22 protein-coding genes and 1 riboswitch are annotated in these 19,298 nt (G+C 58.4%); of the genes, 18 read left to right on the top strand and 4 right to left on the bottom strand.

Annotated features, from left to right (window positions below; all coding sequences use genetic code 11):
- The first annotated feature begins 117 nt into the window (after positions 1–117).
- Positions 118–591, top strand: coding sequence for a hypothetical protein (locus BM063_RS06890; RefSeq protein WP_143085262.1), 474 nt, complete (start codon positions 118–120; stop codon positions 589–591).
- A 98-nt stretch (positions 592–689) separates the two neighbouring features.
- On the opposite strand, the gene BM063_RS06885 is transcribed toward BM063_RS06890, so the two are convergent.
- Positions 690–1,181: a protease complex subunit PrcB family protein gene (locus tag BM063_RS06885; RefSeq protein ID WP_092037253.1), complete on the bottom strand. Its 492-nt coding sequence runs from the start codon at positions 1,179–1,181 to the stop codon at positions 690–692.
- Positions 1,182–1,371: 190 nt separating this feature from the next.
- Here BM063_RS06885 and BM063_RS06880 point away from each other — a divergent pair, with 190 nt between their 5' ends.
- The 3 genes from BM063_RS06880 to BM063_RS06870 all read left to right on the top strand — a co-directional run bounded on the left by BM063_RS06880 (position 1,372) and on the right by BM063_RS06870 (position 5,450).
- Complete coding sequence (locus BM063_RS06880; protein ID WP_092037250.1) at positions 1,372–3,072, top strand: DNA repair helicase XPB; 1,701 nt, start codon at positions 1,372–1,374, stop codon at positions 3,070–3,072.
- A complete protein-coding gene (locus BM063_RS06875) occupies positions 3,053–4,927 on the top strand; it encodes a helicase-associated domain-containing protein (RefSeq protein WP_092037248.1) in 1,875 nt (624 codons plus the stop codon). The genes BM063_RS06880 and BM063_RS06875 overlap by 20 nt, the downstream gene beginning before the upstream one ends.
- 103 nt (positions 4,928–5,030) lie before the next feature.
- Positions 5,031–5,450 carry a YlbF/YmcA family competence regulator gene (locus tag BM063_RS06870; protein ID WP_092037245.1) on the top strand — a complete coding sequence of 140 codons (420 nt, stop codon included), beginning with the start codon at positions 5,031–5,033 and terminating at the stop codon, positions 5,448–5,450.
- A gap of 3 nt (positions 5,451–5,453) precedes the next feature.
- Here BM063_RS06870 and BM063_RS06865 read toward each other — a convergent pair whose 3' ends face one another.
- On the bottom strand, positions 5,454–5,804 hold the full coding sequence (locus tag BM063_RS06865; protein WP_143085261.1) for a hypothetical protein: 351 nt from the start codon (positions 5,802–5,804) through the stop codon (positions 5,454–5,456).
- A gap of 215 nt (positions 5,805–6,019) precedes the next feature.
- Here BM063_RS06865 and BM063_RS06860 point away from each other — a divergent pair, with 215 nt between their 5' ends.
- The 8 genes from BM063_RS06860 to BM063_RS06825 all read left to right on the top strand — a co-directional run bounded on the left by BM063_RS06860 (position 6,020) and on the right by BM063_RS06825 (position 13,668).
- Positions 6,020–6,280, top strand: a complete 261-nt coding sequence (locus BM063_RS06860; protein ID WP_092037240.1) for a YlbG family protein — start codon at positions 6,020–6,022, stop codon at positions 6,278–6,280.
- A 121-nt stretch (positions 6,281–6,401) separates the two neighbouring features.
- Positions 6,402–7,640, top strand: a complete 1,239-nt coding sequence (locus BM063_RS06855; RefSeq protein ID WP_092037238.1) for an MFS transporter — start codon at positions 6,402–6,404, stop codon at positions 7,638–7,640.
- Between the two features lie 81 nt (positions 7,641–7,721).
- A riboswitch (cyclic di-AMP (ydaO/yuaA leader) is annotated at positions 7,722–7,882 on the top strand.
- Positions 7,883–8,054: 172 nt separating this feature from the next.
- Positions 8,055–10,706 (top strand): phosphoenolpyruvate synthase, encoded by a 2,652-nt coding sequence (locus tag BM063_RS06850; RefSeq protein ID WP_092037236.1) that lies wholly within the window; start codon positions 8,055–8,057, stop codon positions 10,704–10,706.
- Positions 10,707–10,840: 134 nt separating this feature from the next.
- Complete coding sequence (locus tag BM063_RS06845; protein WP_092037234.1) at positions 10,841–11,116, top strand: hypothetical protein; 276 nt, start codon at positions 10,841–10,843, stop codon at positions 11,114–11,116.
- Positions 11,117–11,245: 129 nt separating this feature from the next.
- Complete coding sequence (locus BM063_RS06840) at positions 11,246–11,944, top strand: zinc ribbon domain-containing protein (RefSeq protein WP_092037232.1); 699 nt, start codon at positions 11,246–11,248, stop codon at positions 11,942–11,944.
- Between the two features lie 60 nt (positions 11,945–12,004).
- On the top strand, positions 12,005–12,295 hold the full coding sequence (locus BM063_RS06835) for a YkvA family protein (RefSeq protein ID WP_092037230.1): 291 nt from the start codon (positions 12,005–12,007) through the stop codon (positions 12,293–12,295).
- A gap of 266 nt (positions 12,296–12,561) precedes the next feature.
- A complete protein-coding gene (gene minD, locus BM063_RS06830) occupies positions 12,562–13,362 on the top strand; it encodes a septum site-determining protein MinD (protein ID WP_092037228.1) in 801 nt (266 codons plus the stop codon).
- Between the two features lie 36 nt (positions 13,363–13,398).
- A complete protein-coding gene (locus tag BM063_RS06825) occupies positions 13,399–13,668 on the top strand; it encodes a cell division topological specificity factor MinE (RefSeq protein ID WP_092037226.1) in 270 nt (89 codons plus the stop codon).
- Positions 13,669–13,776: 108 nt separating this feature from the next.
- On the opposite strand, the gene BM063_RS06820 is transcribed toward BM063_RS06825, so the two are convergent.
- Positions 13,777–14,577, bottom strand: a complete 801-nt coding sequence (locus BM063_RS06820) for a hypothetical protein (RefSeq protein ID WP_092037224.1) — start codon at positions 14,575–14,577, stop codon at positions 13,777–13,779.
- Between the two features lie 393 nt (positions 14,578–14,970).
- Between BM063_RS06820 and BM063_RS06815 the strand changes: the two genes are divergently transcribed.
- The 6 genes from BM063_RS06815 to BM063_RS06790 all read left to right on the top strand — a co-directional run bounded on the left by BM063_RS06815 (position 14,971) and on the right by BM063_RS06790 (position 19,052).
- The gene (locus tag BM063_RS06815; protein WP_143085260.1) at positions 14,971–15,342 is read left to right on the top strand and encodes a hypothetical protein; all 372 of its coding nucleotides are present in this window, start codon (positions 14,971–14,973) and stop codon (positions 15,340–15,342) included.
- A gap of 198 nt (positions 15,343–15,540) precedes the next feature.
- Positions 15,541–15,705, top strand: a complete 165-nt coding sequence (locus BM063_RS17605) for a hypothetical protein (protein ID WP_177199030.1) — start codon at positions 15,541–15,543, stop codon at positions 15,703–15,705.
- A 343-nt stretch (positions 15,706–16,048) separates the two neighbouring features.
- Positions 16,049–16,417 (top strand): hypothetical protein, encoded by a 369-nt coding sequence (locus BM063_RS06805; RefSeq protein WP_092037218.1) that lies wholly within the window; start codon positions 16,049–16,051, stop codon positions 16,415–16,417.
- A gap of 112 nt (positions 16,418–16,529) precedes the next feature.
- Positions 16,530–16,754, top strand: coding sequence for an alpha/beta-type small acid-soluble spore protein (locus BM063_RS06800; protein ID WP_092037216.1), 225 nt, complete (start codon positions 16,530–16,532; stop codon positions 16,752–16,754).
- A gap of 108 nt (positions 16,755–16,862) precedes the next feature.
- Complete coding sequence (gene mbcS, locus BM063_RS06795; RefSeq protein WP_092037214.1) at positions 16,863–18,485, top strand: acyl-CoA synthetase MbcS; 1,623 nt, start codon at positions 16,863–16,865, stop codon at positions 18,483–18,485.
- 48 nt (positions 18,486–18,533) lie between these two features.
- Positions 18,534–19,052 (top strand): hypothetical protein, encoded by a 519-nt coding sequence (locus BM063_RS06790; RefSeq protein WP_092037212.1) that lies wholly within the window; start codon positions 18,534–18,536, stop codon positions 19,050–19,052.
- 76 nt (positions 19,053–19,128) lie between these two features.
- On the opposite strand, the gene BM063_RS18310 is transcribed toward BM063_RS06790, so the two are convergent.
- Positions 19,129–19,298: IS3 family transposase (locus tag BM063_RS18310; RefSeq protein WP_143085259.1), on the bottom strand; the 170-nt coding region annotated here is incomplete at its 5' end.

The following is a 19,298-nucleotide window of genomic DNA, read 5'->3' as shown; positions in this document are numbered from 1 at the left end:
TGCCGGCAGGCAATCATCATCAAGCGGGGAGATGGAAATGACGGATTCAGTCGGAAGGGGATTTGCCCCGGGGGGCATGGTTCCCCGGGCTTCCGCGGCCCCCTCTCCGTTGGGGCCGTGGACGGTCCCGGCGCCGTGGGCGATTCCGGCGGTGCCTCCCTGCGGATGTCCCGGGGGATGGCCCTATTGTCCGGCGTTTTCCGCCTGCATGCCGCCCGTGCCCTGGGTGGTCACGCCGGCGCATCCGGCCTCGACGGCGGGCATGCCCCCTTGGTCGCCGGGGATCCGTTTCGTCAAAGGACGGCGGAAAAAATGGAAAAGGCAGTGGACATCCCCTTCTTCCCCGGAAGTTCCCTGGATCCGGCGGGAGCCCGATTCATGACCGGATTTTCGCCGGGCATAATAGGGGAAAAGAAAGGAGGTCGTCCATTGCCTGAACTGCGCATCCCCGATGTTGGTTCGCCGGAAGATCCCGAAATCCACACCCCCCGGGAACCGGAAATCGCTTCGCCGGGAGAGACGGAGATCGCCTCGCCCCGGGATCCGGAACCGGAATCGGAGCCGAATCGGCGCGAGCCGGAGCGGCGTTGACCCGCACGAAGCGGAGAGAGGCGCCAGGAAAAGACGCCCCGGATGGACCGGGGCGTCCGTTTTTGCCATTGCCCAAGAGATGAAAAGCGGCGCCGTGCTTATGGATCCTTGGAAGGGGGGGTGGCCTTTTTCAGGTGAAATTCGTAATTTGCCTCATCTTTCTGCGGGATGGAGACGACGGCCGCCGGGTGCGTGATGGCCTGGGTCACCATCGAATCTTTGGCAGGAGCCGTTTCCTCCGCGTAGATGTGAACGGTTTCCCCTTTCTTGAGGATCTCGGTGATCTTGACCTGGTATCCCCCCGTGGGGCGCTGTCCGGCGGAGATGATCAAAAAGATCCGCGAGCCGTGGGGGATGGCGGCATGACCTCCCTGGGGAGAGGCCGTCAGTCGGTCGAAGTGTTTCCTGACATCCTCGGGCAGTTGATCGACCGGCTCCACTTGAAAATCCACCCGCGTCTTCGGGGAATCCGTCTTTGCGGAAGCTTCGCTGCCGGGGGGATTGTGATTCCCGTCGGGTTCCGAACCGCAGCCGGTGAAGGCGAGAATCAGGGCGAAACAACCCATGAGCATCACCTGCCTTATAGCCATCGCTTTCCCTCCTGTGCAGGTCGGTTGCAGCTTCGCGGAAGCTCATCACTTTACTGACGAGGGATTGGACGGATTGTTGCCAAAAATTTTGAAATCCGCTGTCTCGGTTATTTTACCACAAGGTGGCATGACCGGTCATGTTTTCCCTTCGGGTGGTTCAAACTAAAGAAAAACGGGGAGGGGTGCCCCCATGTCCTATCGACCGGAAAATCCCCTGGTGGTGCAGAGCGACCGGACGGTTCTCCTCGAGGTGAACCACCCCCGGTTTGCGGAGATCCGCGATCGCCTGTCCGCCTTTGCCGAGCTGGTGAAAAGTCCGGAATACGTCCATGTTTACCGCATTACTCCCCTTTCCCTTTGGAATGCGGCGGCAAAGGGGATGAAGGCGGCGGAGATGCTGGAGCTGCTCACCCGGTACGGGAAATTTCCGCTTCCCCCGGCGGTGGAGCGGGAGATTGCGGACACGGTTTCCCGGTACGGGCGGGTCCGGCTGGAAAACCGGGAAGGGAAGTTGGTCCTCACCTTCAGGGATTCGGAAGCGAGGGACGAGGTGCTCAGCCTGTCTTCCCTGAAATTTTTGCGGGAAGGACGGGAGGGGGAGGGACTTTTGGTGCCGCCGGAGCGGCGGGGCCAGTTGAAACGGGAGCTGCTGCGTCTGGGATATCCTGTGGAGGATGTGGCGGGGTACAGCGAAGGAGAACCGCTTCCCGTCCGTCTCCGCCGGGTGTGCCGGTCGGGCCGCCCGTTTCGCCTCCGGGATTATCAGGTTCGGGCGGTGGAGGCGTTTCATCAGGGGGGCGCCGCCTCCGGAGGCAGCGGTGTTTTTGTTCTTCCCTGCGGGGCGGGCAAGACGGTGGTCGGCCTCGCCGTGATGGAACGGGTGGGACAGGCGACGCTGATTTTGACGACCAACGCCACCTCGGTCCGCCAATGGATCGGAGAGATCCTGGACAAGACCGATCTTCCCCCGGAGTGGGTCGGGGAGTATACCGGGGACCGAAAGGAAGTGCGCCCCGTGACGGTGGCCACATATCAGATCCTGACCCATCGCGGAAAAAAGGACGGCGCCTTTGAGCACATGCAATTGTTTCAGCAGCGAAACTGGGGATTGATCATTTATGACGAAGTGCATCTGTTGCCGGCGCCGATCTTCCGGGCCACCGCCGATCTACAGGCCAAGCGCCGGCTGGGACTTACGGCCACCCTGATTCGGGAGGACGGGAGGGAAGGGGATGTATTCTCCTTGATCGGCCCCAAAAGGTACGAGGTTCCGTGGAAGGAACTGGAGGATCAGGGGTGGATCGCAAGGGCCGAATGCATCGAGATCCGGGTGCCCATGACCTCCGAGCTGCGCCGGCGCTACATGCATGCCGCCAAGCGCCGGAAATACCGGATCGCGGCGGAAAACCCCGGGAAAATCCCGGTTCTGGAGGAGCTTCTGGACAGGCATCGCCGGGACCGGGTGCTGGTCATCGGCCAGTATCTTTCCCAACTGCGGGAAATCGCCGCGCGCCTTTCGGCCCCCCTGATCACCGGACAGATGAGGCAGGCGAGCCGGGATCTGCTCTTTGACCGGTTTCGGCGGGGGGAGATTCCGGTGCTGGTGGTCTCCAAGGTGGCCAACTTTGCCGTCGACCTGCCGGACGCCAATGTGGCCATCCAGGTGTCGGGCACCTTCGGGTCGCGGCAGGAGGAGGCGCAGCGGCTCGGACGGATCCTGCGCCCCAAGGCGGGGGAGAACCGCGCCTATTTTTACAATCTCGTCACCCGGGACTCCCTGGATCAGGAATACGCCCTGCATCGCCAGCTGTTTCTCGTGGAGCAGGGCTACCATTACGAAGTCAGGGAGGTGGGAGGATGGGAGGGAAATCATGTATCCTGGGCTGATTAGCTGCCTGACATCCCTATCCCCGGAGGTTCGCCGCCGCATCGCCGCCCATCACGGGCTCAAGGAGGCGGAACCGGAAACGCTTGCCAGGCGTTTGACCGACCCCGTTCACCTTCGCTATTTCCTTGAGCGGATGGATTCGGCGGAGAGGGAAGGGATGCGTTTCTTCCTGTTCCACGTGGGAGAAGGGGTGTGTGCGGAAAGCGGGCTGCGGGAACGGGAAAACGCCCTTTCCCTTCCCCCGGCCCGGTTCCGGATGGCGCTGATCCGCCTCCGCCAATGGGGCTTTCTCTACGGTCTTCGCCGGAAGTGGGGGGAGACGGTGTACTGGTGTCCGCCCGAGGTGCGCACCGCCTGGCTGGATGTAAGCAGAAAGGGCCCCCCTTTGCTCCCGCCGGCGACGGGTCGCATCCGCTGCCGGGAGACGGGCGGTCGCGGGGTGTGGCACGCTCTTTTTCATTTTTTGGTGTTGTGCGATCGTCAGCCGATTCCCCTGACCCGGGAAGGAGAGATACACCGCCGCTGGCGGAAAAAGTTGGAGGTCGAATTGGAAGAGTGGGAAGGGGATTTTGAAGACACCCCCTGGGCGGGACGGCAGGAGCCGGCTTCGGTGCGGCTGGTGCGGGACCTCGCCCGCCTGGAAGGGTTGGTTCGGGAACGGGGGGGAGTCCTGGAGGTGGATTCCGCTCGCCTCGATTCCTGGCTGTCCCGTTCCTGGAAAGAGAGATTCCGGCGGTTGTACGATCTGACCCGGTTTCGCCTGCTGGAAAGCCGTCCGGATTGGGATGCGATGGCGCGCCTGATGGAAGCGCATCGCAGCGAAGAATGGGTCGCGGTTTCCACCCTGTTGGAGGAATGGGCGTCGCTGGCCGGACGGGGCGGGGGGCGGATCCAGAGGGAGGCGGTGGTGAGGCACTGGCTGAAACCGCTGTGCCGGTTGGGTTGGATCGAACTGGCCTCTTCCTCCCGGGGAATTCTCTGGCGATGGACCCCCTTTGCGCCGGCGGTCTGCCGCGCGGCGGAGGAGGAGACCGGGATGGTCCAGCCCGATTTCGAGGTGCTGATCCCTCCCTTTTTCCCGCTGGACCGCCGGTGGCAGCTGGCCTGTTTCGCCGACTACGCCGGAGGGGATCACCTTTTGGTGTACCGGATTCACGCGGATTCCGTGGCTCGGGCCAGAGAAAGGGGGATGAAGGAGGAGGAGATGCTCGCCCTCCTGGAACAGATCGCCGGGGGTAGGGTTCCCGCCAACGTGGCGGCCGGAATCCGTCAGTGGTGCCGGCGGGTCGGGCGGATCGCCCTTCGCCAAGCGCTCCTGGTGGAAGCGGAAGACGGGGAGCTGATCGATGAATTGGAGCGCATCCCCGAGCTCCGGGATTTGATCGTGGAACGGGTCGGTTCCCGGGTGCTGATCGCCGATCAGAGCCGGGAGAAAGAACTCCGCGATCGGCTGAAAAAGATGGGGTATCCGCCGCGAAGTGAGGAAGTGACGCCGCAGGCGACCGGGGCCGATCCCGCGGAGGAAGGCGAGGGGGATGCGGTTCCGGAGGATTTCGTGGTGGAAAACCGTTATCCGGACCTGACCGAAGCCGTGCCCGGGGCGCGCAACCTTCCCCGGATGTGGACGTCGGGAATCCGGTCCTACCATCCGGCCACGGTGCAGGATATGGTGCGCAAGGCGATTCAGTTGCGCCTGGAACTCCGGGTGCAGGAGAAGAACGGAACCGTCCGTCGGCTCACGCCGCGGCAGCTGGAAAACCGGGCAGGCGCCTGGACGATGGAGGGGGAAAACGGCGGACGCAGGGTCCGAATCGAACTGGACCGGATCCGGGGATTGCAGATCCGGTTGCCTGAATAGCCCTGCCGGGAACGCTCCCCTTCCTGCGGCCGACCTCCTTCGTTTTGCGCGGGCGGCCGGGTCCTTTCATTTTGTGATACAATGCGGTTAGGAGGTCGGCATCATGGGGGAACAGACGAAATCGCTCGACATGGCCGAAATCTTGATGGAGGCCTACCAGCTGGCTGACCGAATCAACGATTCGGAGGAAGTGAAGCGGTATCTCCGGTTGAAGGAGCGACTGGACTCGGATCCGGAAGTCCAGCGGCTCATCGGGGAATTTCGGCGGAAAAAGGAAAAGTTTGAAGAGGCCCAGCGGTTCGGCCATTTTCACCCGGATTACCATGCGGCCAAGGAGGATGCCGAATCCTTCCAGGAAAAAATGGCCCGTCACCCGCTGGTTGCGGAATTCCTGGAGGCGGAGGAGAAGCTGGACCGGCTGCTTGCCGAGGTGAGCCGAACCATCGCACGCGCGGTCTCCGAATCGGTCCGGGTCCCGGTCAACGATCCGCGTCCGATCAAAGGGCGGAACTGCCCGGGCTGAAGATCACCCCTTCGGCCGGAGCAGGATGCAGTCGGGACACCGGTTTCCACAGCAGAAACTCTTCCGGTCGGGAACCCGAAACCGGAACCGGTAGACCCACCGGTCGGTTGCCTTGCGGACGAAATGGCATTCGTAAAACAAAGAAGTTCCACGCACCATCTTGTCCGCCTGTTCGCGGACTTTCGCCTCGAAGATCGCCCTGGCCGCCGGTGTCGGCGGTCTTATGTACAGAAAATCGATTCCGACATACCTGCGGTGTTCGATGGAGAGCTCCGGGCACAGGCGCTGAACCCGCTCGATCAATGAGAACAACATCTTCTCCAGCACTACGCGGGCGTTTGATCCGCCCTTCACTCCCTTCTTCGCAGCTTTCTTGACCGGAATTGCACACATTTTACCATATTTTGATCCGCCCGTTGAACCGGAAGCTTTGGCCCCGCGGTTGATATGGAAATCCATGAATGATATTATAGATTATGGATTGTTCTTCTCGTTTCTCCGGGAAGGGAATCCGCGATCCGATCCTTGACATGCATGGACATGCAAATGGGTTAAAGGAGCTGCGAAGAATGAAAATCACAGAACGGCTGGGTTTGGCTGTTTGGGTGAAGGATCTGAAGGCAGCTCGCTCCTTGGGACGTCTGGGGAACATTCACTATATCTCGAAGCGTCTGAAATACGTTTATCTGTATATTGACGGAAGCAAAGCGGATCAAACGATTGAGCGGATCAAACGGATGCCTTTTGTCACTCGGGTGGAACGTTCTCTCCGGCGGGAGTTGGCGATGGAAATCGCCTCCAAACCGTTGGGATTGCATCGCCGAGCTTAATAGATGCCGGATTCTCATCACCCGGTTGCCCGGTTAAAAGCGGGCAACTTTTTTCTTTTGATATTTCGTTTTGCGAAATAACCGCGAAAAGAGAGACAGGGGGAGGAGTGAGGGAGCGGTTATGGAACTGTGGCGTCGGAACCTGTACATTTTGATGGGATCCCAATTCCTCGTCATGGGCGCCATGACGATGATCATCCCTTTTTTGCCGCTTTACTTGCAGGAGATGGGCGTCACCGACCCGGAAAAGAACCAGATGTGGGCGGGGGTGATTTTTGGTATCAATTTCCTGTCCGCCTTTGTGATGGCGCCCGTATGGGGCAGCTTGGCGGATAAAAAGGGAAGAAAAATCATGGTGTTGCGCTCCGGCTTCGGCATGTCCGTGGTGATGATCTTGACCGGATTGGCCACATCCCCGCTGCAGCTCATGCTTTTGCGCCTGCTCAACGGAACCATTTCCGGTTTTGTTCCGGCATCCATTTCCCTGGTGGCCACCAACACTCCGCGGGAGCGCGTCGGCTACGCCCTGGGAATGCTCCAGTCGGGAGGCGTCGCCGGGTCGATCATGGGCCCCTTTATCGGAGGGGCCCTCGCCGAATTGATCGGTTTTCGCATGATTTTTTACCTGACGGGGGCGTTGCTGGGCATCGCATCCCTGGTGGTGCTGTTTTTCGTCAAAGAGGAGAAATTGCCGGAGGAAGAAAAGAGCCAATCCGCCGGCTTTTTCGCCGACGGCTCCTTTATTTTGCATCAGCGCACCCTGCTCATCCTGTTTGCCGCAGGTTTTCTGCTTCAGTTCGCCATGCTGGGGCCGCAGCCCCAGATGCCCCTTTATGTTGAGCGGTTGGGGGCGCCGGGGGGATATATCGCCTTTTTCGCCGGATTGGTGACGGCGGTGACCGGCATGGCCAACATGATGGCTTCTCCCTTCCTGGGACGGCTGGGGGACCGGATCGGGTCGGATCGGGTCATGGTTTACGCGATGATCGCCGCGGCCCTCTTCTTTATCCCCCACGCCTTCGTCACGAACGTCTGGCAACTCTTGGTCCTTCGCTTCCTCCTGGGGTTGTGCATGGGAGGCCTTTTGCCGTCCCTCCATGCGCTGGTCAGGCATCATGCCCCGGCGGGGAAAGAAAGCACCGTCTACGGTTACAATTCCAGCGCCATATTTCTGGGCAACATGATGGGGCCGATCGTGGGCGGCTTTTTGACGGTGTGGATCGATATCCGGGGGCTCTTCCTGGTGACTGCGGGCCTCCTCTTGTTGGGGGCCTGGTGGATCAAGACGGGCCTGAACCGGCCGACCACCCCCAAGCGGGAGCAAACGGTCCCTCAGAAAAGGGTCAGCTCGGCCCATTAAGGCGGGTGCGACAGCCTTTTCCGATGATTGACATCCAAGGGGCACGGGGGGTAAGATGAGACCACAACCGAATAATCATTTCCATTTCAATCGCTGAATCCCACTCTGGGAGCGGGGGAACCACTCGCGGCTTCATGGCCTTGCCTGCAAGCCGCACGGGGTGAATCCTGGATTCGTCCAGGTAGGGTGACTCTCAGCACCCGAACCCGTCAGCTAACCTCGTAAGCGTTTTGAGAGGGAGGGGATCGTCGTGCCGTGCCACGGTTTGATTCGTGGTGTTCAAAAAGCCGCGGGAAGCCTTCCTTCCCGCGGCTTTTTCGATCCGGCAGGGTGGCGGTCGGCGGAGCTTTTGTCCTTCGCGAAGCTCAATCTCGGCAAGCATGACTTCATTTTTTCGGAAAGGAACGTGGAAAAATGAAGGATGTTCTGCCATTTGAGGAAATCGACCGCCAAAGCCTGCCGCTTGTCGGAGGGAAGGGTGCCAATTTGGGAGAAATGTACAGGGCGGGTCTGCCGGTGCCTCCCGGTTTTTGCGTCACGACAGCGGCTTACCGCCGCATAACGGACGAATTGCAGGAAATGGAAGGATGGCTGGACGAGCTGAACCGGTTGAAGCCGGATCAGCTGGATGAGATTCGCGCTTTGGCGCAAAAGATCCGTGGAGGCATTCTGTCCGCCGCGCTTCCGGCCCCGATTCGGGAGGCGATCCTTAAGGCCTGGACCCGGTTGGGCGCGGATCATTCCTTCGCGGTCCGTTCCAGCGCCACCGCCGAAGATTTGCCGGCCGCTTCCTTCGCGGGTCAACAGGAAACCTATCTGAACGTCCAGGGGGAAGAGCAGCTCCTGGAAGCGGTCAAAAAATGCTGGGCCTCCCTGTTTACGGATCGGGCCGTCACGTACCGCATCAAGAACGGGTTCGATCACAGGGCTGCATCGATGGCCGTCGTGGTGCAGCGGATGGTTTTTCCCGATGTGTCCGGCATTCTGTTTACGGCGGATCCCGTCACGGGACATCGGCGCACCGTTTCCATCGAAGCCGGGTTCGGACTGGGGGAAGGGATGGTTTCGGGCAGGGTGACCGCCGATCTTTACAAGGTGCGGGACGATGAAATCGTCCTGAAGCAAATTGCGAAAAAGGAGAAGGGGATATTCCCCGCTGCGGGTGGAGGCACGGAAGTCCGGGACCTGCCCTCCGAACTTCGGCAAAAACAGGCGCTTCCGGACCCGAAGATTTATGAGCTGGCGGCCTTGGGACGACGGATCGAAAAGCATTACGGTTCCGAACAGGATGTGGAATGGTGTTTGGAAGGGAATGCCTTCTACATCCTCCAAAGCCGGCCCGTCACGTCCCTCTATCCCGTCCCTTCCGGCAAGAAGGGCGAATACCGGGTCTATCTTTCGGTCGGTCACTCCCAAATGATGACCGATTATATGAAGCCCCTCGGAATCTCCGTTTTTCGGTCGCTCGCCCCCGAAGACATTACCATGTTCCGGTTGACGGAGGCGGGGGGAAGGCCTTTTTGGGATTGTTCCAGCCTTCTGTTCCTGAAACCCGTCCAGCGCAGGATTCTCAAAAGCACGATAGCGGACGACAATCTGCTGGCGCTGAAAAAAGTGGTGCAAAGCGAAGATTTCAGGCGGCTCGCGCCGAAGCGGGGCGTGTGGCGGGAAGCGCTTGCCACCTTGAAAGACATTTTGTCCATCTACCGAAAAGCGATCCTGCGGCTGATCCGAGTCTGGTACTGGGAAGAGCCGGAACGTGCCGCAAAGAGAGCCTTGACCGCCTTTGAGCAGGAATTGGACCGGGTTCAAAAGGAGCTGCTTGCGCGTTGCGGCGCGGAACGGATTCGGTTGATCCGGCGTCACAACATTTTTGATGCGATGATCGATCCGATCGCCTTAACCTATGCCGGATTCATCGCCAGGTGGATCATCAAAAGGAAAATGAAAAAATGGCTGGGAGAAGAATGGGACCCCTCCTTGGATAAATCCCCTCCCGGCAACATCACCGGCGAGATGGGGCTTGTGATCGGGGATTTGGCCGACGCGGCCAGACCTTATCCCGAAGTGGTCCGCTATCTGGAGCGGGCGGAGGACCGCACCTTTTACGAGGGATTGGGCGAAGTGGAGGGCGGCGGCGCGTTTCGGGAAAAATTGGACGCCTTCATGGAGAAATTCGGGATGCGGGCGCCGGGAGAGATTGATGTCACCCGGGTCCGCTACAGGGAAGCGCCCACCATGCTCGTCCCTTCCATTTTGAGCCACCTGAAAAGCAATGCCCCCGGGGAGCACCGGGAGAAATTCAAACGTGGAGAGAAGCAGGCCCAGGAGGCGATCCGGTCCCTGCTTCAGCGGGTGAAGGCGACGCGGGGCGGAACCCGGAAAGCCAAGCAGTTGGCCCGGCTCATCGCCCTGTACCGAAACACCGTGGGCATCCGGGAACTGCCCAAATACATCATCATCCGATACTTGGGGCTTTACAGGGAAACCCTTCTGCAGGAAGCTAAAGCCCTTGTTGTAAAAGGAGTTCTCAATCAGACGGAGGATGTCTATTATTTGACGCTGGAGGAGTTGATTTCCCTTCTGGAAAACCGCCTGGACAGGGAGGAAGTCCAAGGGCGCATCCGCTCCCGCAGGGCTGAGGAGGCGGTTTACCGGAAGCTGGAGCCTCCTCTGGTCATCACCAGCGAGGGGGAAACCTTTTCGGCGGATATCGGCGGCGATCAGGCGCCTCCCGGCGCTCTGACCGGCATTCCCGCCTCTCCGGGGGTCGCGGAGGGTTACGTCAAAGTCGTTCGCCGGTTGGAGGAGGGAAGGCTGAACAAAGGGGAGATTCTGGTTGCTCCCTACACGGATCCCGGGTGGACGCCCCTGTTTCATTCGGCCAAAGCCCTCGTGACGGAAGTTGGGGGGATGATGACCCATGGTTCCGTCGTCGCCCGTGAATACGGCATCCCTGCCGTGGTCAGCGTGAGGGATGCGACCCGTAAGCTGAGAGACGGCCAATACGTCCGCGTCGACGGGACCGGCGGATACGTGGAAATTTTGGAGGACGAGAAAAAATAGCCGCGCCGGGGCCCCGGTGGACGGATGCGGATTTTCCCCCGCCTCGTCGCGTGGCCATACCCATCCGTCCCCCGGTGCATATGGATATCAGGATCCTTCCACTTTACTTCACTTTTCCGCAAGGAGTGACCAGCATGCCCATTCGGTTGTTCAAAGGGGCCCCCGGTCCCCTCGGTCCCTTTGGAAAGGGGAAAGGGAAATGGGGTCCTCCGCGGTTTGGCAGGCGTCCACCCTTTGCCGGCGGAGGCGTGCCGCTGATGGACGGGTTTCCCCCCGGCTCACCGTGGGGCGGACCCGATCCGGAATGGCTGGGTCCCCCGGGTCCCTGGGAGGGGGAGCCATGGGAGGTGCCCCCCGGCCTGTTGGGGCCCGTTCCCTGGGGCGGTCCCGGATGGGATGACGATTTTTGACGGGTCAGGAGAGAAAGATTCCGATCCCCCGGATTTGGGGGATCTTTTTGTGCACCCTTCTTGTGAACCGGAATTTGTTCTGATATTGTCTATGGTTGAAGGGATTTGTGGTTATGGAGGGGGTTCCGGGTGAGCATTTGGAAGGAACTGAAGCACCGCGTGGAGAAGGGTGTGGAGACTGCCAGTCAAAAATCTCAGCAAATGGTCGAAATCAGCCGATTAAACCTGCGGATCCGGGGGAAAAAAGAAGATATCAACCGATTGTATCGCCGTCTGGGCATCCTTGTGTATGAATCGTGGAACGGGGACGAGGGGGAAAGCCTTGTCCTCAGCGAAAATATGAAGGAAATCCTCCATCTGATTCGGCAGTTTCAGGCGGAAGTCACCGCTTTGGAAAAGGAACTGCTTTCCGTGCGGGGAAAGGTGGACTGCCCCGAATGCGGTGCCGTTTTCGACCGGGGGGCCAAAATATGCCCCGTCTGTCAAGCGCCGAATCCCCATGCCGCGTCCTCCTCTTCCGATGATCGCGACACCGCGGCGGAGCCCCAGGCATCCGACGCCTCCTCTCAGCAACGTCCATCCGATCCCTCCGTCTCGCCAACCGGGTCTGGCGGCGACCATCGCAGCGAAGCAAGCGGGAACGAGAAAAAGCAAATCGAGGCGGCCGACGAAGAGCGGCGGCCGACCGTTGTGCCGGACAGCCCCCGTGCCCTGGCCGAGTTCCAAACAGCGGTCGGGGAGGCCATTTTCGTCTGTCCGGAGTGTGGAAACCAGCTGAAAAAGCTGGTGGATACCTGTCCCCACTGCGGAGAAAAGTTTTTGCAGTGAGCCGCCTGTGCCGGGCCGCACAGGACATCGGCGCAAGTTGCTTCTGGGAGGGAGAGTTTCATGGGGAAGCTGGGCCGGAACATCCGGCGGGCGGGCGGGATTGGACAGGTGTTGCGCAAATTGAAGCTGATGGTTGACTATTTTCGGCATCCCAAGACGAGCCTCGCCAAAAAACTCATGGTGGGATTCGGCTTTTTGTATCTCTTTCTGCCGGCGGATTTCATCCCGGACCTCGTCCCCCTTTTCGGCTATTTGGATGACGCCACCCTGGCGATGGTCATCTGGCACCTGTTTTCCAAGGAACTGGAGGATTTTGAAAAACAGAACGGGAAACCGAAAGATTCGGACTGACCGATGATGCCGCTTCGGGATCGTGGCGCCCTTTTCGCCTCTTTTTCGGCTTCTTTCCCAGCCAATTGCTTTTTTTCTCTTTCCATGTTTGTTACAATATTGATGAAACTTGTAATCTGTTGTCAAAGCTCCGAAAAGTATCCAGTTGAAGGGCGAAGAAGCGTTGGAGAAGAGGAGATTGATCGGTGGCCTTTGGCTTTGGGCGCCACCGGACCGTCGACCCGTGAGAATGGATGATAAGAGGGCTTGAGAAAGGAGTAGCGAAAATGAGTCATGAACCCGTGGCGATTACGGTGACCAGCGGAAAAGGCGGCGTGGGAAAAACGACGACTGTCGCATCGGTGGGGATCGGACTGGCTCAGCTGGGCCGGAAGGTGTGTCTGCTCGACACCGACATCGGCCTTCGCAAACTGGATTTGATGCTGGGCCTGGAGAACCGGATCGTGTATGACCTGGTGGACGTGATCGAAGGGGTGTGCAAGCTTCGCCAGTCCCTGGTTCGTCACAAGGAGTTTCCCAATCTGGCCCTGCTTCCGGCGGCCCAGACCCGGTACAAGGAGGAAGTGACGCCGTCGCAGGTGAAACAGGTGGTGGAGGAGCTCAAAAACGAATTCGAGTTCATCCTGATCGATTCCCCGGCCGGAATCGAGGGTGGATTTCGGAATGCGATCGCCGCGGCGGACCGGGCGATTCTGGTCGTCAATCCGGAGATTCCCTCCGTACGGGATTCGGACCGGGTGATCGGACTTCTGGAGGCGGCGGATCTCCGGGAGATCGATCTGATCGTCAACCGGGTGCAGCCGGGGATGGTGAAGGCCGGCGACATGTTGAGCGTCGAACGGATTCAAAATCACCTGGCGATCAATCTGTTGGGGATCGTTCCGGAGGACAAGCGGATCATTCGTTCCTCCAACACGGGAGAACCGGTGATCCTGGACGCAAAATCCTTGGCCGGACGAGCCTTCAGCAACATTTCCCGCCGGATAAACGGGGAGTCCGTTCCCTTCATGGACCTGGAGGACAACGGATTCATCACCCGGCTCAAGCGGTTGTTTCCCATCGCCTGATTGATTGCCCGATCCAGGACTGAGGTGAAATTCGACATGATCAATCTGTTCGGCAGGGACAGGGATCGCCCCACGGCGGATACCGCCGACGACCGGCTGTCTTTGGTTCTCAGCTACCAACGCACGGAAATCGACGAGAGGAAGTTGAAACAGTTTCGGGCTCGCCTGATTGAGCTGTGCGATGAGTTCGGTTACGATGTCGTCGGACAGGTGGAGATCCGTCCGCAGACCGGCCGGGACCGGACGACGGTGATCTGTGCCAGCATACCCGTCCGGCGTCGGGATACCGTTCGGGAATCCCTCTGAACGTCTCGGGACGGAAAAATACCGCTGGTTAACCGTTACACCCTTGATAAAGCGGATCGATTTCTTTAATGCCCCCGGGCACGGGTTTGACGCCCGTGCCCTTTTTCGTCATACCCGTTTGTCCTTATCCGTCAAGTGCTTTTCCAAAAAGTCGACGACCATCATGGGGAAATCTTTGTTTTCAGTCAAGGTGAACAAGGCGATGGAGACGCGGGTGCAGCCGTAGCGCCGCATCAGCCTGAGCATCTGTTGCTTCGCCTGCAGGTTGAGCCGGCCGTATCGTTCTTCAAAGGCCTTGAGCAACATCGCTTCCTCGCCGTTCATCTCGATCTCGGGACTTTTTTCGGCCAGATCCGCTTCCGCCGTTGCGGAGACCTCCTTGTGACCCTGAGCGGGATTCCACCGCTCCTCCTCCCCTTTCGGCGCGTCCAGTTTGCGGATGACCGGTTTCTGCACGGCCCAGCTGGGTTGCTTTCGCCTGCGCGGCCGCTGTTTCGGCAGGTGGGTGAATTTGTCCGGGTATTTGTTTCGGAGTGTGTATATGCGCTGATAAATGGCCCCGGGGGTGCGGGAAAGCTTTTCTTTCAACGCTTCGATGGCGGCGGAGATGGGTTTTCCCTCTTTGGCGAATTGGTTGACCGTTTGAACGAGAATCTCTTCTTCCTCTTCGGACCAGCTGTTCAGACGGGGTTTGGTGTTGCCGGCGGAAACGGCCGTGAAACGTTCGGGGCGTTCTGCCCGCAATTTTCGGACATGGGCGATGATCCCGGCATATCCCCGGTTCAGTTCGTTTGCCAGTTCACGGATGACTTCCCTTTCCGGCCTTCCCTTCGCCAATTCTTCGTTTAATGCGGTGATGATCCGTTCGTTTTCCTCTTCGGAATATTTCCCTTTTTTTGTATCAAACATGGCGGATTCCCCCCGTATACACTTCACTTTTTTTCAATATAACAGAAATTTAATCTAATTTTCCAGGGCAATACTTGTAAAAATTCATTGTAATGTGAATACATTGCAGAAAAAGGCTATCAATCCATTATTTTTTCCGGGGGTTTTCCCATTCAAAAGTATAATTGTGCCTGATTTCGCCCATAAAGGTATTATAGACCTTAACTTATATTCATCACAACCTTTTAGTCTGTGTCAAAATCTTCGATTCTGCTGCATGATCATCCCCAGAAAAGCCCATTTCGCGTGATCCGACCACCGGTGGGACAGAGAAGGAGGGGTTTGTGAATGGGCAAATTGTCCGTCGGAGAGATCAGTTCATTGATTCCAGAAATACCCAAAAGAAGGGTTAATGTGGATAAAGAGGATTCTCCCGTACATAAAAATTGGGACCCGGTGACGCGTTCGGCGCTGGTGATCCTGTGGGGACTTTTGGTGTACCCGCGACTGGATCCCGACATGAGAAAAAGGGGAGAGGAACCGATCGCCGACCGCAATGTCGTCTATGAACACTTCCATGAACATATCGGAAGCCGGGAAAAGTGGGAGGAAATCCTGGATAAACTGAAGCAATACGACTATATCCGCTATTTGGACGGGGACAAGCTGACGGCGGGAACGAGGTTGCTGACCACGGTGGACGCGGCCAAAATGTATAAGGTGTACCGGACGTCGGTGCTGGTGCGGCGTTTAAACCAGCTGTCGACGCACACAAGCGAAGATTGACGAATCATCGTCGAATCCGCGGGGAGGCGCTGGCCTCCCCATTGTTTGAAAAGGAAGGAATTTGTCGCAGGGAATGGAATCGATCAGGATTTTTCCCGTTTTTTGAGGTTTATTTGTTTGGAAAGGGGGTATAAACACAGTGGGAAAACCATGGACGAGACTCATGGTTTTCATCTTCTGCGAACGGGGTGGTTCCTCATGGTGGAAGAATTGCGCGAAATCGAAGAAAAGTTGCGCAGTATGGAGAGGGAGTTTCGATTGGCCGTTCTTCGCCACGAGTTCCTGTACCAGCATGATCTGCGTGAGGAGATCGAACGGCTGAAAAAACTTCGTCGCCAGCTGAGGATGAAGGGAGCCAGCTAACCCCGCCGATTTCGAAAAAAACCTTCGGGTTTCAGTGAGACCGGTTGTGAAAAGGTTACTTCCTCGCCCCGGTCGAGGGAAGACCGGGGCAAGGGTTGCGCATAAACGGATTCTTTGATGAAGGCACTTATGGGATTTCTTCTCGGATAGGGGCCGCCGGCCGGATGCCGGCGGCCCCTTCCCTTTGGGGGCAGCCTGCGGCTTTCTTCACTTTATAAGGTATCCATCGGAAGGCGTTTCATTCCCATCGGGTTACCGACGAAGAAAATGCGCTTGAAAACGCATAGGGAGGGAGCGGATTTCACCATATTATGCTTGATGCGCGCCAAAGGAGGTGTTCAAGATGGGAGAAAAAAGCATCATCGCCTATTTCCGGACGGAAAAAAACGCTCAAAAGGCGGTGCGGGAGCTTAAGGAGAGGGGATTCGACACGGTCCGGATGGATCATTTTTCCCAATTTCCGGGAGAGAATGTGGTCGATCTGGATAATTCCATTTCCGAATCCCCCTCTTCCCTGGCAAGCATCACGATGGGAGCGGCGATCAGCAGCCGGGATGCGGGCGTGTTGGCCGCGGCCCATCCCGATGCGAGCGGGATGGCCGGAGCCGATGGGATGGAATCGCCTGAGAATGTGATTGTGACGGTGGTCACCGAAGAGGACAGGGAAGAGGAGGCCCGCTCCCTCCTGGAATGGGCGGGAGGGCGTCTGTGAAAGGAGCGTGCCTTTCGACGCGAAAAGAACGATGTGTAACCAAAATTTCACTCGTATCATACCCTGAGAACTTCACAAGATAAGAGTACCATCTACCAAGGAGGTGAAAAAGATGGCCCAACAACAACAGCAAGAACGCCGGCGCAACAACAACCAGCTGCTGGTTCCGGGGGCTTCCCAGGCCTTGAACCAGCTGAAGTATGAAATCGCTCAGGAATTCGGTGTGAACCTCGGTCCGGACACCACTTCCCGGGCCAACGGATCTGTGGGTGGAGAAATCACGAAGCGTCTCGTCGCTCTGGCTCAGCAGCAACTGGGTGGAGGCGCTGTTCGGTAACCAAAAATAATCCGTTTTGGAGGCGGGAAAATCCGCCTCCTTTTTGTTGGGTATAAAAGGAAAAAATCGGTTTGCAAAAAGGACAGGATCCTTTTGTGAAGATGTAGAATGAAACATGTAAAGGGCATTTTCGCAAAGGAGGGAATTCTATTGGAAATAAGAATTCCGGAATATTACAACATGACCCAGGACATCGACCGCCATGCGGCGGACCGGGACAAGGTGGCGATCCGCTGGGAGAATGAAGGGGGGGAACAGCGGACGCTGACCTACTCCGAATTGAAGGAGCGCTCCGATGCCCTGGCGAGGGGGCTGCTCAAGTCGGGGATGAACAAAGGCGACCGGATCATGATCCTTTTGCCGCGCGTTCCGGAGGCCTACATCGCCTATATGGCGGCGTTGAAGGCGGGTCTGATCGTGCTTCCCTGCTCGGAGATGCTCATGCCCTCCGACATCCGTTACCGGATGACGCATGCGGAAGTGAAGGGAGTGATTGCCGACGGGGCGCTCACCGGACGGGTCGACGAAGCGGCGAAAGAATATGCCGGATTGGCGCTGCGCGTTGTCCGCGGTGAGAAAAAAGGGAATTGGGAACCGATGGAAAGTCTCGCCGTATCGGATGATTCGGTTGCTTTGCCTCGCGTGCGCAGCGATGATATCGCTTTCATCTCCTACACTTCGGGAACGACGGGCGGTCCCAAAGGCGTCATCCATCACCACAGCTGGGCGATTGCACACCAGGCGGTGGCGGCCAAAAATTGGCTGGGCATCCGGGAGACGGACACGGTCTGGGCGACGGCCGGTCCGGGATGGGCCAAATGGGTGTGGAGCCCCTTCATCTCCACTTTGGGCTCGGGGGCGACGGGATTGGTTTACCATGGCCGGTTTGATCCGGAGAAATACCTTTCCCTGATGGAACGTTACCGGGTCAATGTCCTTTGCTGCACGCCCACCGAGTACCGGATGATGGCCAAGGTGGACCAACTGGACCGGTTTGATCTTTCATCCCTGCGCAGCGCGGTGAGCGCCGGCGAACCCCTCAACCGGGAGGTCATCGACACCTTCCGCAAGCATTTCGGCGTGGAGGTGAGGGATGGATACGGGCAGACGGAGAACACCCTGCTGGTGGGCAACCTTCTGGGGATGGCCATCAAGCCCGGATCGATGGGGAAACCGACCCCGGGCAACCGGGTGGCGATCATCGATGAAAACGGTCAAGAGTTGCCGCCGGGACAAGTGGGGGACATTGCGGTCCACAAGGATGCCCCGGCCCTGTTCAAGGGGTATTTCCGGGATCCCGAGCGGACCGCCAAGGCCTTCCGGGGGGATTGGTACATCACCGGGGATCAGGCGAGGATGGATGAGGACGGATATTTCTGGTTCGAGGGTCGTGCCGACGACATCATCATCAGCTCCGGCTACACCATCGGCCCCTTCGAGGTGGAGGATGCATTGGTGAAACATCCGTCCGTGCGGGAATGCGCCGTGGTGGCCAGCCCCGATCCGGTGCGGGGATCGATCGTCAAGGCCTTCGTCGTGCTGAAACGGCCCGAGGAGGCGTCGGAAGAACTGGTGAAGCGGCTCCAGGAACATGTCAAAAGCGTGACCGCCCCCTACAAATATCCGCGGGAAATCGAATTTGTCACGGAGCTGCCCAAGACCACCAGCGGAAAGATCCGCCGGGTGGAGCTTCGCATGCTGGAGAAACAGAGGAAGCAAAACCTTTCTTGAATCGGCGGACCCCCTCCGGTATAATCGGGGCGGAAGGGGTCGGTCATCATGCGAGTGTTTCCCCACGGCAACGTGGTCAATTTTCAAGCTTCTGTCCGTGAGATGGTTGCCGCCGATCTGGAGCGCCTGCTCAATCGCGCGGTCAAAGGGGCGTCGGCACTGACGGGAACGATCGACGCGGATGAGGGGAAGCTTCTGCTGTACGGCCGCGTTCGCGAGGTCGTCATCGATGAGCAGGCGGACCGGTTTGCCATCCGCTTCCGGGACATGGAAGACGCAGCCGACCGGGAAGCGGTGCGCTCCTTTTCGCGGCTTTCGATCAGCCACGAAGCGCATTTTGACATTGAGGATTCCGATCGGGGAACCGTCCGTTATTCGGTCTATTATGTGACATTTGAAGGGGAAGACGAAGAAGAGGAGACCTTCTTCTTTGCCGGGGAGAAGGCGGTGTCCCGCCCCCTCGACTGCGTCGTCGCCTTTTGGGAGCAGGTGCGGGACGTGGGAAGGGATGCGGATTTTGCATCCTCCGGTTGCGCCGCGAAATTCCGTCCTGCCGGAAAGCGTTGACCGCAGGCGATCCAAAGGACGGACCCGGCGGCAAATGGTCAAGCCCCAAAAATGTAGACACGTAAAAACACCCGGCTTATGCGGCGTGCTGACGCCTGTATTCTACAGGCGTCAGCTTGTTTAATTTCAGTTGAAGCCGCTCCTCGTTGTAAAAACGAATATACCTTTGAATTAGGATTTGAGCCTGCTCAGTATCTTGGATATGATGGTGTTGGAGAGCTTCTGTCTTTAAGTGGGAGAAGAAGC

The sequence above is a fragment of the Planifilum fulgidum genome, assembly GCF_900113175.1.
Taxonomy (GTDB): domain Bacteria; phylum Bacillota; class Bacilli; order Thermoactinomycetales; family DSM-44946; genus Planifilum; species Planifilum fulgidum.
Note: the sequence above shows the minus strand (reverse complement) of the source record. Positions and strands in the feature narration are given on the sequence as shown.

What these genes read in the sequence shown, in the direction of transcription:
- BM063_RS06885 (WP_092037253.1), bottom strand. Translation starts at nt 1,181, where the DNA reads ATGGCTATAAGGCAGGTGATGCTCATGGGTTGTTTCGCCCTGATTCTC.
- BM063_RS06880 (WP_092037250.1), top strand. Translation starts at nt 1,372, where the DNA reads ATGTCCTATCGACCGGAAAATCCCCTGGTGGTGCAGAGCGACCGGACG.
- BM063_RS06875 (WP_092037248.1), top strand. Translation starts at nt 3,053, where the DNA reads ATGTATCCTGGGCTGATTAGCTGCCTGACATCCCTATCCCCGGAGGTT.
- BM063_RS06870 (WP_092037245.1), top strand. Translation starts at nt 5,031, where the DNA reads ATGGGGGAACAGACGAAATCGCTCGACATGGCCGAAATCTTGATGGAG.
- BM063_RS06860 (WP_092037240.1), top strand. Translation starts at nt 6,020, where the DNA reads ATGAAAATCACAGAACGGCTGGGTTTGGCTGTTTGGGTGAAGGATCTG.
- BM063_RS06855 (WP_092037238.1), top strand. Translation starts at nt 6,402, where the DNA reads ATGGAACTGTGGCGTCGGAACCTGTACATTTTGATGGGATCCCAATTC.
- BM063_RS06850 (WP_092037236.1), top strand. Translation starts at nt 8,055, where the DNA reads ATGAAGGATGTTCTGCCATTTGAGGAAATCGACCGCCAAAGCCTGCCG.
- BM063_RS06845 (WP_092037234.1), top strand. Translation starts at nt 10,841, where the DNA reads ATGCCCATTCGGTTGTTCAAAGGGGCCCCCGGTCCCCTCGGTCCCTTT.
- BM063_RS06835 (WP_092037230.1), top strand. Translation starts at nt 12,005, where the DNA reads ATGGGGAAGCTGGGCCGGAACATCCGGCGGGCGGGCGGGATTGGACAG.
- minD (WP_092037228.1), top strand. Translation starts at nt 12,562, where the DNA reads ATGAGTCATGAACCCGTGGCGATTACGGTGACCAGCGGAAAAGGCGGC.
- BM063_RS06825 (WP_092037226.1), top strand. Translation starts at nt 13,399, where the DNA reads ATGATCAATCTGTTCGGCAGGGACAGGGATCGCCCCACGGCGGATACC.
- BM063_RS06820 (WP_092037224.1), bottom strand. Translation starts at nt 14,577, where the DNA reads ATGTTTGATACAAAAAAAGGGAAATATTCCGAAGAGGAAAACGAACGG.
- BM063_RS17605 (WP_177199030.1), top strand. Translation starts at nt 15,541, where the DNA reads ATGGTGGAAGAATTGCGCGAAATCGAAGAAAAGTTGCGCAGTATGGAG.
- BM063_RS06805 (WP_092037218.1), top strand. Translation starts at nt 16,049, where the DNA reads ATGGGAGAAAAAAGCATCATCGCCTATTTCCGGACGGAAAAAAACGCT.
- BM063_RS06800 (WP_092037216.1), top strand. Translation starts at nt 16,530, where the DNA reads ATGGCCCAACAACAACAGCAAGAACGCCGGCGCAACAACAACCAGCTG.
- mbcS (WP_092037214.1), top strand. Translation starts at nt 16,863, where the DNA reads ATGAAACATGTAAAGGGCATTTTCGCAAAGGAGGGAATTCTATTGGAA.
- BM063_RS06790 (WP_092037212.1), top strand. Translation starts at nt 18,534, where the DNA reads ATGCGAGTGTTTCCCCACGGCAACGTGGTCAATTTTCAAGCTTCTGTC.